The following is a 13,251-nucleotide window of genomic DNA, read 5'->3' on the forward strand; positions in this document are numbered from 1 at the left end:
GAGGAGTTTAATATGTCTCAAATTATACAATGGTTTCCAGGACACATGGCGAAAGCTTTTCGATTGATGCGCGAAAATTTAAAGCACGTGGATATTGTGTTTGAGTTAGTAGATGCCCGAATCCCATTATCATCACGAAATCCAGAATTAGATGAAGTCTTAGGTGATAAGCCACGATTAATTGTAATGACTAAAACAGATTTGGCTGATCCAGAAAGAACAAGCATTTGGCGTGCTTATTTTGAATCACAAGGGCTATCAGTTGTGTCTTTAGATACTCGTGGCCATAAAACACCGCAAATAATCACCAAAGCAGCGCGCTTAGTTTTGGCAGATAAATGGGCCAATTTAGCAGAAAAGGGTGTGCAAGATAAGGCAATTCGTGCCTTAGTAGCGGGTATTCCTAATGTTGGAAAGTCGACACTATTAAATCATTTGGTAACAAAAAACGTTGCTATTACGGGGGATCGCCCAGGGGTTACTAAAAAATTACAATGGTTAAAAACGCCAACTAATTTAGAATTGTTAGATACGCCAGGAGTATTATGGCCTAAGTTTGTTGATCAAAGAGTTGGGCAACATTTAGCGATGACTGGAGCTATCAAAGATCAATTAATTAATTTGGATGATATTGCACTAGCTGTTTTAAAATTCTTTAGGGAATATAACCCAGAAGCGATTACGACACGGTATCATTTAAATAAAGACATTTGGGAAACGCAATCAGATGTCGATGTGTTATTAACCATTACACAAAAACTGGGATTTAAAGATGATTACAATCGTGCGGCTGAACGGATGTTACTTGATTTGAGACGAGGCAAATTAGGTCGTTATACCCTTGAATTACCTAGCGATAATATTGGTGAAGTAGTTGATGAGTCATAATAAAGAAACAATTGGTTCAATAAAAAAACTATTAAATAGTAAACCGACTGCAGATGAGTTGGTACGTTGGCGACAAGACCAGCGGATTGGTGTGCAAAAGTTGTTAATGCAATATGATAAACAACAAGAAAAAAAACAGCATCAACAGCAAGCATTTGAAAAACGCTTAATATTTGAAAAACAAGCTTGGCAGCAAGGCGCTCATTTAGCCGGTGTTGATGAAGTTGGTCGAGGTCCATTAGCTGGCCCCGTTGTTGCTGCTGCAGTTGTTATTGATGAATCATTTGATATGACGATTGTGCATGATTCTAAACAATTAACTGAAAAAACACGTTTGAAATTAGATCAAGAATTACGAGAAAAGGTTGTTGATTTTGCATTTGGTATTGTTGATGCAGAACAAATTGATTCCTTAAACATCTATGAAGCTTCACGAATTGCTATGCGTCAAGCGATTGAAGCTTTACATGTACCTATAGATGGTTTGTTAATTGATGCGATGACTGTTGACTTACCATTACCACAAGAAAAGTTAATTAAGGGTGATGACCGGAGTATTTCTATTGGGGCAGCTTCTATTTTAGCTAAAAATTATCGCGACGCATTAATGAAGGAATTTGCTGTGCAGTATCCTGGCTATGGGTTTGAACATAATGCAGGGTATGGAACTGCTGAACATCTAGCTGGTTTAGCAAAATTAGGGGTAACACCTATTCATCGAAAAACTTTTTCACCAGTTAAAAAGCATTTGAAATAGTACACAAATCACGTTGTCACACGTCTCTTTTATAGTAGGAGGATGTTAGATGAAACAACGTGATTTTTTATTGTGGTTAATGTTAGTACCATGTTTGACTATTAAAGGACGTTATCGTATCTGGCAATATATGGATAAAAATAAACTGACTAACATTAATATCAAATTAGTTTTACAATTGAGCCGTCTTAATCAAGAAAAAAAGCAATATATTTATGATTGGTATCGGAAAAAGGTTTGGCAAAGACAATTTCAATCGATTAAACAATGTCCTTTTATTGCAATATGCGACAGTCAGTATCCAAAATATTTATTGTATTGTATAGACGCACCTATCTGTTTATTTTATCAAGGTGATTTAGAACTATTACAACAGCCGTTGGTTGCAATTGTTGGTGCTCGTCAAGCAACAAACTACGGTAAAAAAATATTACGTGCATGGATACCTTATCTGGTAAAATCAGGGTTAATAACTGTCTCGGGGTTAGCGTTAGGTATTGATGAATTAACGCATCGTACGACATTAGCTGCAGGTGGCAAAACAATCGGTATTATTGGAACAGGCCTTGGTTGTACCTATCCAAAACGTGATGATTTGTTACAAGAAAAAGTTGCTGTTAACGGATTGTTATTATCTGAATATTTGCCATGGCAGGACCTAACCGAAAAAATTTTCCTGAGCGTAATCGTATTATTGCAGGTTTAAGCCATGTTTGTATCGTGATTGAAGCTAAAAAACGTTCAGGTTCTTTGATAACAGCGATGCAAGCTTTGGACCAGAACAGAACCGTAATGGCTGTACCAGGTCGAATTGATGAGCAAACCTCTAAAGGCACTAATGCATTAATTTTAGCTGGTGCTACGCCTATTTTAGTTCCACAACAAATTGTATTAGAATTTAAAAATTTTTATTAATTAGGTTAGATTTTAAGCAACGAGCATTTGGCAAATCTCAGGTTGATAGTGTATAGTACAATATTGTTAGGTATAAAGACTAATTAAAATAAAAATAAATTATAAGAAAAGAGGTGCACGCAAATGGTTTCACAAACTGCTGTTAAAGAAAAAAAGGCGCGTGCGGTGAAGAAAACGACAACTAAAACGAAAACTCGTGCGAAAAGTAAAGCGAAAGTTAAAAAAAATTTAGTTATTGTTGAATCACCATCTAAAGCGAAAACAATTGAAAAATACTTAGGTAAAAGTTATAAAGTTGTTGCAAGTATTGGTCATATTCGGGATTTACCAAAATCAACGATGGGAGTAGATATTGAAAATGATTATCAACCAAAGTATATTAACATTCGAGGTAAAGGGGATGTCATTAAATCCTTGAAAAAGGATGCAAAGGCATCTAAACATGTGTATTTGGCTTCCGACCCGGACCGTGAAGGCGAAGCCATTGCGTGGCATTTAGCGCACATTTTAGATTTAAATTTGGAAGATAGTGATAATCGCGTCGTTTTTAATGAGATTACCAAAGATGCCGTTAAAGATGCATTTAAACATCCGCGACAAATTGATATGGATTTAGTGGACGCACAACAAGCTCGTCGTATTTTAGATAGACTGGTTGGTTATTCGTTGTCACCTATATTATGGAAGAAAGTTAAAAAAGGATTGTCAGCAGGTCGTGTACAGTCAATTGCATTAGGATTAGTAATTAAACGCGAACAGGAAATTCAAAGTTTTGAACCAGACGAGTACTGGTCATTAGACACTATGTTTAAAAAAGGCCGCACTAAATTTAAATCGACGTTCTATGGCCTTGATAATAAAAAAATGACGTTGCCTGATAATGATGCTGTCCAGGATGTTTTAAAGAAAATTGATAAAACGAAACCATTTGATGTTGTCAATTTGGTGACTAAGGAGCGTAAACGAAATCCGCAACCACCGTTTACAACATCAACGATGCAACAAACAGCTAATACGCAATTAAATTTTAAAACACGTAAAACAATGATGGCCGCACAACAACTATATGAAGGAATTAATTTAGGTGGTAAAAACGGCACGGTTGGATTAATTACATATATGCGTACAGATTCAACTCGTTTATCAGAAACTGCAAAATCAGAAGCAACCACATTCATTAATGATGAGTACGGTGAAAAATTTGTGGCGGCCAAGCCTGTACAAGGCAAAAAACAAGAAGGATCTCAGGACGCGCACGAAGCAATTCGGCCAACTTCAGTTTTTAGAACACCAGCATCAGTGAAGGATAAATTAACAAATGATCAGTTTAAATTATATCAACTAATTTGGTCCCGTTTTGTGGCTAGTCAAATGACACCAGAAGTGTTGGAAACAATGGCAGTTACAATTGAACAAAATGGTGTTACTTTTAAAGCGAATGGTTCACAGACAAAGTTTGCAGGTTTTACAAAGGCATATCCTGCTGCTAAGAGTAAAGATAATAAGTTACCAGCACTTGAGATAGGTGATGTATTGGACATGGTCACAATGTCACCTGAACAGCATTTCACACAACCACCTGCTCGTTATACTGAAGCAACATTAGTCAGAGCTTTAGAAGAGAATGGTGTGGGCCGTCCTTCAACGTATGCAGCAACAATTGAAACTATTCAACGTAGAGCTTATGTACGATTAGATACAAAAAAATTTGTCCCAACTGAACTAGGTGAATTAGTTCAAAATACTGTACAAGAATTTTTCCCTGATGTGACGAATATAAAGTTTACTGCCCAGGTTGAAACAGATTTGGATAATGTTGAATCTGGTAAAAAAGATTGGGTAAAAGTTGTTGATGATTTCTTTACGCCATTTTCTAAAGAATTAGAAGTAGCTGAAAAAGAAATGGAGAAGGTAGTTCTAAAGGATGAATTAGCTGGCTATGATTGCGAAATTTGTGGTGCTCCAATGTTAACAAAACTAGGACGCTATGGTAAATTCCATGCTTGTTCACGTTTCCCGGATTGTCGGAATACACAAACAATTGTGGAAGAAATTGGATTGCTATGCCCTAAGTGTAAAACTGGCCAAATTGTTGAACGTAAAACTAAGCGTGGTCGTACATTTTATGGTTGTTCACGTTATCCTGAATGTGATTTTGTTTCTTGGGATAAGCCAAATGAAAAAACATTACCTGATGGTACAACACCTAAGGAAGATAACGCAGAGCAAACAAACAAAGAGGACCAGGTAAATACAGTTGAATCTTCTGATTAAAGGAGACAATAATGGATGTAAAAGACACGAAAAATGTTAAACAACTTTTTTTAGATTATTTACGTATTGAAAGACAGTATTCTGTTGAAACACAAAAGGCTTATAAGAGTGATATGACAGAATTCTTGAGTTTTTTGGCTAAAACGCAAACTAATCAAGAAATTGACTTAAATAAAATTACAACGTTTGATGTCCGGGTGTTTTTATCTGAACTTTATGAAAAAGGTGATGACGCCAGAACGATTGCTCGTAAAGTAAGTTCGTTACGGAGTTTTTATCGCTTTTTAATTAATAATGAATTAGTGAATGATAATCCATTTGTGGGAATTACTCTCCAAAAATTTGGTAAACATTTACCACGTTATTTTTATCAAAAAGAATTAAATAGTATGTTTGATGTTGTGCTCGCTGACCACTCCATTCTAGGTATTCGTAATTGGTTGTTGCTGGAAATGTTGTATGGAACTGGTGCCCGTGTTTCAGAAATTGTCAATATGACTCGCCAGTCTGTTGATCAACGTGCCCAAGTAGTCACAATTACCGGAAAAGGGAATAAGATGCGAATTGTGCCTTTTGGTCATTATGCATTAGACGCTCTAGAACAGTACCTAACAGCAAGTCGACCTTTATTGGCCCAAAAACAAAAATTACCAAATGACTATTTATTTTTGAATCAACGGGGGAACCCTTTGACAACCGCTGGTGTGGAGTATATCTTAAAGCAGATTGGTAAAAAGGCTGGTTTAACACAAGATGTTACTGCTCACATGTTTCGTCACACATTCGCAACTGACTTGTTAAACAATCAGGCTGACTTAAGGACGGTACAACAATTACTGGGACATAGTAGTTTAAGTACAACGCAGATATATACCCATGTCACAACTGATGCGTTACAGCAAAGTTATCGTAATTTTTTTCCTAGAGCTTCAGAGTAATTTTACAATGATAAAATTGGTAAAGACCAATTTTGTTTGGTATTATTAATATAACGTTATTGAAACTTTGGAGGGGCTTATGTCAGTAAAATTAGAAAATGAAAACATTAGTGTTATTATTTCTGAGTTAGGGGCAGAATTAACTAGTGTTACGAATCGGGAATCTGGATTAGAGTATATGTGGACGGCAGATCCTAATTTTTGGGGAAGACATGCGCCTAACTTATTTCCAATTGTTGGTCGTCTTAAAGGGGATCGTTACAAATATCGAGATAAGACTTATTTTATGACGCAACATGGGTTTGCTCGAGATAATGAGTTTGATTTAGTAGAAAAAACAGCAACTTATGCGCGCTTGCGATTGGTTGATACGGAAGAGACACATTCGATTTATCCATTTCATTTTCAATTTGATGTTATTTATCGTTTAACTGATCAAGATACTTTAGGTGTGACTTATGTGGTAACTAATACGGATTCACATGAAATTTACTTTTCTGTTGGTGGTCATCCAGGATTTAGAGTGCCGTTAGCAGAAAATGAAAAATTTACAGACTACTATGTCAATGTTGAGCCTAATCGTATTTACAATCGTTCGAAATTGGTTGGCCCATACCTAGATAACAATTTAGATACAACTTTTAATTCATCAATTCCATTAAGATTACGTCGTGATGATTATAAAAATGATGCGATTATTTTACGCTTAGATGGTAATCCTGTATCTGTTGTTTTAGCTAGATTAGGAGAATCAAATGGGGTGACGATGCACATTCAAGATGCACAATACGTAGGGATTTGGACACCTTATGGTAAAGAGGCGCCTTTTGTTTGTTTAGAACCATGGTGGGGTGTTGCAGACACGGTGGATGCTGATGGTATCATTAATCATAAATATGGTATTAATGAATTGGCACCGGCTCAAACATTTACCGGTTCATACTCATTGTCATTCTTTTAGCGCAAAAAGGACATTGCTATTGTTTGATTAGATGATGGTAAAAATATTATTGGAAAAAAACTCTCCCATATTATATGGGAGAGTTTTTATATATTATTTTTTTGAAAACCAATAACCGAAGCCAAAAGGAACTTTTGATTCAGTACCGTGCAAAATACGATTAATATTACCACGGTGACGATAAAATACGAAAATGGTTAATATAAAAGCAATGGTTGTTAATAACCAATCATTTAACCAAAATGCAGATAGTACCGTAACAATGGTAAAACCAAGCATTGACCCGATAGATACCATACTTGTTAATAGAATAGACAATAAAAACGTAATAACAGCGGCAGCAAACATTGATGGGCTGTATAATAAGAGGACACCTACTGATGTTGCTACTGCCTTACCACCTTTAAAACCAATCCAAAATGAAAAAGTATGACCTAAAATAGCGCCTAAGCCAACAACCATATATGCCCAATGTGGCGTAGAACCCCAAATAGTTGCCATTGAAGCACCTAAAATACCTTTGCATAAATCAATAATTAAAACCATTGTGCCAGGTATGACACCTAAAGTACGAAAAGTATTAGTAGTGCCAATGTTACCAGATCCTAATTGTAAAATATCTTTTTTGAAAAAAATTTTACCAATCCAATATCCTGAAGGAATAGACCCTAATAAATAGGCTAACCCAAAACTAATGATAAAATGAAAAATCGTCACAACGATAGCTCCTTATATGTTTTTTAATACTTGTATGTTTATAATCTATCACAAAACCTTATCTATTTTAGCATGTTTCTCAACCTTGGAACTTTAAATTTTTTTAATAGTGTTGCGTCAAGGGTTAGTTTTGAGATATTATGAAATTTGAAACGCGTTAAAACGCAAGTAACATAAATGAAAGGAAAACATCCATGGTAAAGAAAAATGATTATTCGGATGATTCCATTACAGTTTTAGAAGGGCTTGAAGCTGTTCGAAAACGACCGGGGATGTATATTGGTTCGACAGATGGTAAAGGTCTGCACCATCTAGTGTATGAAATCTTTGATAACGCAGTTGATGAGGCATTAGCTGGGTATGGTGATGAGATTAATGTTACGATTCATGAAAATAATGCCATTACGGTTGTTGATCATGGACGTGGTATGCCGGTTGGCATGCACGCTTCCGGAAAACCGACTCCGGAAGTCATACTGACTGTTTTACATGCTGGTGGTAAGTTTGGTCAAGGTGGTTATAAAACGTCCGGGGGACTGCATGGTGTGGGCTCTTCAGTTGTTAATGCATTATCAAGTGATTTAATGGTTACAATTGTACGTGATGGTGCTAAGTACCAAGAACACTTTATTAATGGTGGTCACCCAGATGGGACACTTAAAAAGATAGGTAAAACAAAAGAAAAGTCTGGAACAACAGTAACGTTCAAACCAGATCCTACAATTTTTTCAACAACAATTTATAATTTTAATACTTTAGCCGAGCGGTTACGCGAATCAGCATTCTTGTTACGTGATGTTAAAATTACGTTAACTGATGAGAGACCAGGTCAGGAGCAAAGTGAAGTTTACCACTACTCTGAAGGCATTAAGGCATTTGTATCTTATTTAAACGAAGATAAAGACACGCTGGGTGATACCATGTATTTTGATGGTACAGCGCAAGGTGTTGAAGTTGAAGTAGCGGCACAATATAATGATGGCTTTTCAGAAACAATGATGTCGTTTGTTAATAATGTACGAACGCCTGATGGTGGTACTCATGAGGCTGGATTACGTGCAGCTTGGACAAAGGCATTTAATGAGTATGCCCGTAAAGTTAATCTTTTAAAAGATAAAGATAAGAATTTAGAAGGTTCGGATGTTCGAGAAGGACTGTCGGCAGTTATTTCATTAAGAATTCCTGAAAATATCTTACAATTTGAGGGACAGACAAAAGAAAAGCTGGGAACACCGGAAGCACGCACGATTGTTGACAATATCATCACAGAACAATTGGGTTTTTATTTAATGGAGAATGGGGAATTCTCACAAAATCTTATCCGAAAGTCGCTAAGAGCTAGAGAAGCTCGTGAAGCCGCCCGTAAGGCCCGTGATGAAGCGCGGACGGGGAAGAAAAAGGGAAAGGCTGATCGGCTGCTCTCTGGTAAATTAACACCTGCACAGTCAAAAAATGCTAGTCAAAATGAATTGTTCTTAGTTGAGGGGGATTCTGCGGGTGGTTCTGCTAAGCAAGGTCGTAACCGTAAATTCCAAGCAATTTTACCTTTACGTGGTAAAGTTTTGAATACTGAAAAAGCAAAATTAGCTGACATCATGAAAAACGAAGAAATTGCAACGATTATTTATACGATTGGTGCTGGTGTTGGTCCTGAATTTAATGTTGCTGATTCACATTACGATAAAATTATTATTATGACTGATGCAGATGATGATGGGGCACATATTCAAACGTTGTTGTTGACATTCTTTTATAAGTATATGCGCCCATTGATTGATGCTGGCAAGATTTATATTGCTTTACCACCGTTATACATGTTGCGTCGAGGTAAAGGCAAGCAGCAACAAGTTGCGTACGCTTGGACTGATGCACAATTATCATCAGCTGAACAAGAAATTGGTCGCGGTTATACTTTGCAACGCTTCAAGGGACTAGGTGAAATGAACGCTGAACAACTTTGGGCAACTACAATGGATCCAAGTCAGCGGACACTTATCCGTGTCAAAATCGATGATGCAATGTTAGCTGAAAAGCGTGTTACAACTTTGATGGGTGATAAGGTTGAACCACGTCGTAAGTGGATTGAAAGTAACGTTGCTTTTAACCTAGTTGAGGAAGGTGATACCTTACTTGATGAAGCGGAACAATCTGAAGAATTAAATGCCCAAAGTCAAGAATTTGTGGCGCCAATTATTGAAAGTTGGCAAGACAAAAAGGAGTAAAGTTGAATGGCAGAATCTGGAAATATTCAAGAATTAAGCCTTGAAGCGGTAATGGGTGATCGTTTCGGACGATACTCAAAATATATTATTCAAGAACGTGCATTACCTGACATTCGTGATGGTTTAAAGCCAGTACAACGGCGTATTTTGTACGCCATGAATAAAGATGGTAATACGTATGATAAGCAATTTCGTAAGTCGGCTAAATCAGTTGGAAATGTGATGGGTAATTTTCACCCACATGGTGATTCATCAATTTACGAAGCGCTGGTGCGTATGTCGCAAGACTGGAAATTACGTGCACCATTAATTGAAATGCATGGTAATAATGGATCGATTGATAACGATCCTGCTGCTGCGATGCGTTATACTGAAGCCCGCTTATCAAAGCTAGCAGGTGAGATGTTACGAGATCTTGATAAAGAAACTGTTGATATGGTTCTTAACTTTGATGATACGGAGTATGAGCCTACAGTATTGCCAGCTCATTTTCCTAATTTGTTAGTGAATGGGGCTACTGGTATTTCAGCGGGATATGCAACCGATATTCCACCACATAATTTAGGCGAAGTTATTGATGCTTTAATTTATTTACTAGCACACCCTAAAGCCAGTCTAGATGATTTGATGGGCTTCGTAAAAGGTCCAGACTTTCCAACGGGTGGTATTATTCAAGGTGTTGATGGTATTAAGGCGGCTTACAAAAATGGTCGTGGTCGAATTGTCGTTCGTTCAAAAACTGAAATCCTTAAGCTAAAGGGTGGTAAGTCACAAATTCAGGTTAGTGAAATTCCTTATGAAGTAAATAAAGCGAGCCTAGTTAAAAAGATTGATGAAATCCGATTGAATAAGGACGTGGCAGGAATCGTTGAAGTACGTGATGAGTCTGATCGTGATGGATTATCAATTGCTATTGAATTAAGCAAAGATGCAAACGTAAACGGCATTCTAGCTTATTTGTTAAAAAAGACTGATTTGCAAGTTACGTATAATTTTAATATGGTTGCAATTCATAATCTTAGACCAGAACGGGTTGGTTTAAAGACAGCTCTTGAAGCATTTTTGGATCATCAAGTTGATATTATTACAAAACGGACGAGCTATGATTTACGCAAAGCACAAGAACGTCAACATATTGTTACTGGATTAATTAAAGCACTTTCAATTTTGGACGAGGTGATTACGACAATTCGCGGGTCAAAGGATCGCAAAGATGCTAAACAAAATTTGGTTGATCAATTTGATTTTACGTTAGCCCAAGCAGAAGCTATCGTGACACTGCAATTGTATCGTTTGACGAATACTGATGTCACACAACTACAAGCTGAATTTGAAGAATTATCAAAGAAGATTGAACATTTTAATGCTATTCTTTCTGATCCTAAGGTTTTGCGTCAGGAATTGCGTCAAGAATTGAAACTAATTAAGAAAAATTATAGTACACCGCGTTTGACGGAAATTCAGGCTGATGTGCAAGAACTAAAATATGATGCAACGGTAACGGTTGCGGACGAAGATGTTGCAGTATTAGTATCAAAAATGGGTTATGTTAAACGATCATCACTACGTTCACATAAAGCATCTGGGGATGATAATGGGTTACGTGAGGATGACAGTACTGTTTTTGTTGATCATGTTAATACGCTACAACATATTTTTATGTTTACAAATAAGGGCCATGTTATTTATCGGCCAATCCATGAATTACCAGAATTTAAATGGAAAGAAGCCGGTGAACATTTATCACAATCAATTAATGGGTACTTACCTGATGAAGAAGTTATCCATGTTGAAGTTGTGTCCGATATTGATAAGTTGGTTGGTACTTGGTTAACGGCAACGAGTGATGGTTATATCAAACAATTTAAATTTGCCGATCTTATACCACGTAGTACTTATAAAAAACGTAGTATGATTTTTATGAAATTAAAAGTGAGTTCAGCAACTATTATCGGGTTAGAAAAATTGCAATTGGGTGATAATGCTAACCGTACAGTGGTTTTGGTATCTCGTAAGGCAATGGGATTACGTTACGATTTAGCAGAAGTACCATTATCTGGTAATCGAACAACTGGTGTTAAGTCTATGAACTTGGCGAATGGTGATGAAATTATTAGCATGGCATCTGTAACGGACGACCAAGCATTAGCAGTGATTACGCATCGCGGTGCCTTTAAGTGGATGGCAGTTACTGAAATACCAGTTACAAGTCGCGCTCGTAAGGGCGTACTAATGATGCGTGAATTGAAAAAAGATTCACATGAAATTATTGCAACGCAAGTAGTTGATCAACATTCACCAAAACCATTATCGATTTATACAACCCGTGGCAAGCAGTTTGATGTGATACCAACTGACCATAATTTAAGTCAACGATATAGCAACGGTAGTTTTATTATTGATATATCGACTGCTGGTCAACCTGTGGCGATGCAGTTATATGATGTTACGAAGGTATATTAATACATTTCTATGGTTCAAAACGTAAAAAATGGTGTATGATTAACATGATAAAAAATAATGAATTGGAGAATTATCTGATGGCTAAGACATTGGTTTTTGGACACCAAAATCCTGATACAGATACAATTGCATCTGCAATTTCTGCATCATATTTCTTGAATAAAGCGTACAAATTGGATACGGAAGCAGTTGCATTAGGAACACCTAATGCTGAAACTGAATACGCACTAAGTTACTTTAAAGTTGAAGCACCACGCGTCATTGAAAATGCGGATACAAAAGAGGTTGTTCTAGTTGATCATAATGAAGCGAGTCAATCGGTTGCCAACTTGGCTGATGTGACGGTTGCAGGTGTTTATGATCACCACAAAATTAACTTTACTTCTGCTGCACCATTATGGTTTACTAATAAGCCATGGGGTTCGGTTGCAACCGTTTTATATTATGAATATCAAACTGCTGGTATTGAGATTCCTGCTGCAATAGCTGGTATGATGTTATCAGCTATTATTTCAGATACACTTTTGCTAAAGAGCCCAACGACGACATCAATGGATAAGCCAGCATTAGAAGGGCTAGCAAAAATTGCTGGTTTGGCTGATTATGAGGCTTATGGATTAGAAATGTTAAAAGCTGGAACGGATCTATCAACTAAGACGGCTAAAGAATTAATTGATGGGGACGCTAAGTCATTTGAATTGGGTGGTCAAACATTGCGTATTGGGCAAGTGAATACAGTGGATGTTAACGATGTATTTGCTCGTCGCGATGAAATTGTGGCTGCAATATCAGATGAACTATCAAGTGAAAACTATGATACTTTTGTCTTCGTTGTAACAAATATTTTGGATTCAGACTCAGATATTTTGGTGTTGGGTGATAATCAAGATAAGATTGCTGCAGCATTTGGTGTGACATTAGAAGATGGGCGTGCTTCATTACCTGGTGTAGTATCACGTAAGAAGCAAGTTGTACCACCGTTGACAACGGTATTTGAAGGATAAAAAAATTGCTGAACAATTACCTCATTGGGTTATTGTTCAGCAATTTTTTGGTTTAAAGTCTTAAAACCGAGTTTAATGATGATCATATGATAAAATAAATACTGGAAGGACT

The 13,251-nt window shown here is 36.8% G+C and carries 9 protein-coding genes and 1 pseudogene; 9 read left to right on the forward strand and 1 reads right to left on the reverse strand.

Translation table 11 applies throughout. The annotated features are described in order from the left end of the window. The first annotated feature begins 12 nt into the window (after positions 1-12). The 6 genes and pseudogenes from ylqF (at position 13) to G7Y65_RS06980 (ending at position 6,733) form a co-directional block, all read left to right on the forward strand. Positions 13-888, forward strand: a complete 876-nt coding sequence (ylqF, locus tag G7Y65_RS06955; protein ID WP_042492490.1) for a ribosome biogenesis GTPase YlqF — start codon at positions 13-15, stop codon at positions 886-888. Next, entirely contained in the window at positions 878-1,645 is a 768-nt protein-coding gene (rnhB, locus tag G7Y65_RS06960) for a ribonuclease HII (protein ID WP_042492492.1), read from the forward strand. Before ylqF ends, rnhB begins: the two co-directional genes overlap by 11 nt. Before the next feature lie 130 nt (positions 1,646-1,775). Next, a pseudogene (gene dprA / locus G7Y65_RS06965) lies at positions 1,776-2,560 on the forward strand (DNA-processing protein DprA). A gap of 123 nt (positions 2,561-2,683) precedes the next feature. After that, complete coding sequence (gene topA / locus G7Y65_RS06970; RefSeq protein ID WP_042492497.1) at positions 2,684-4,834, forward strand: type I DNA topoisomerase; 2,151 nt, start codon at positions 2,684-2,686, stop codon at positions 4,832-4,834. A gap of 11 nt (positions 4,835-4,845) precedes the next feature. Continuing rightward, positions 4,846-5,772 carry a tyrosine recombinase XerC gene (xerC, locus tag G7Y65_RS06975; RefSeq protein ID WP_165314754.1) on the forward strand — a complete coding sequence of 309 codons (927 nt, stop codon included), beginning with the start codon at positions 4,846-4,848 and terminating at the stop codon, positions 5,770-5,772. Between the two features lie 79 nt (positions 5,773-5,851). Further along, complete coding sequence (locus tag G7Y65_RS06980) at positions 5,852-6,733, forward strand: aldose 1-epimerase family protein (RefSeq protein WP_042492500.1); 882 nt, start codon at positions 5,852-5,854, stop codon at positions 6,731-6,733. Between the two features lie 93 nt (positions 6,734-6,826). On the opposite strand, the gene plsY is transcribed toward G7Y65_RS06980, so the two are convergent. After that, positions 6,827-7,450 (reverse strand): glycerol-3-phosphate 1-O-acyltransferase PlsY, encoded by a 624-nt coding sequence (gene plsY / locus G7Y65_RS06985; protein WP_042492501.1) that lies wholly within the window; start codon positions 7,448-7,450, stop codon positions 6,827-6,829. A gap of 194 nt (positions 7,451-7,644) precedes the next feature. Between plsY and parE the strand changes: the two genes are divergently transcribed. The 3 genes from parE to G7Y65_RS07000 all read left to right on the forward strand — a co-directional run bounded on the left by parE (position 7,645) and on the right by G7Y65_RS07000 (position 13,139). After that, on the forward strand, positions 7,645-9,672 hold the full coding sequence (gene parE / locus G7Y65_RS06990) for a DNA topoisomerase IV subunit B (protein WP_042492504.1): 2,028 nt from the start codon (positions 7,645-7,647) through the stop codon (positions 9,670-9,672). 6 nt (positions 9,673-9,678) lie between these two features. After that, positions 9,679-12,135 carry a DNA topoisomerase IV subunit A gene (gene parC, locus G7Y65_RS06995; RefSeq protein ID WP_137600765.1) on the forward strand — a complete coding sequence of 819 codons (2,457 nt, stop codon included), beginning with the start codon at positions 9,679-9,681 and terminating at the stop codon, positions 12,133-12,135. 77 nt (positions 12,136-12,212) lie between these two features. Next, a complete protein-coding gene (locus G7Y65_RS07000; protein ID WP_165314755.1) occupies positions 12,213-13,139 on the forward strand; it encodes a manganese-dependent inorganic pyrophosphatase in 927 nt (308 codons plus the stop codon). Positions 13,140-13,251: the final 112 nt, after the last annotated feature.

It is taken from the genome of Weissella sagaensis (assembly GCF_010306265.1).
Taxonomy (GTDB): domain Bacteria; phylum Bacillota; class Bacilli; order Lactobacillales; family Lactobacillaceae; genus Weissella; species Weissella sagaensis.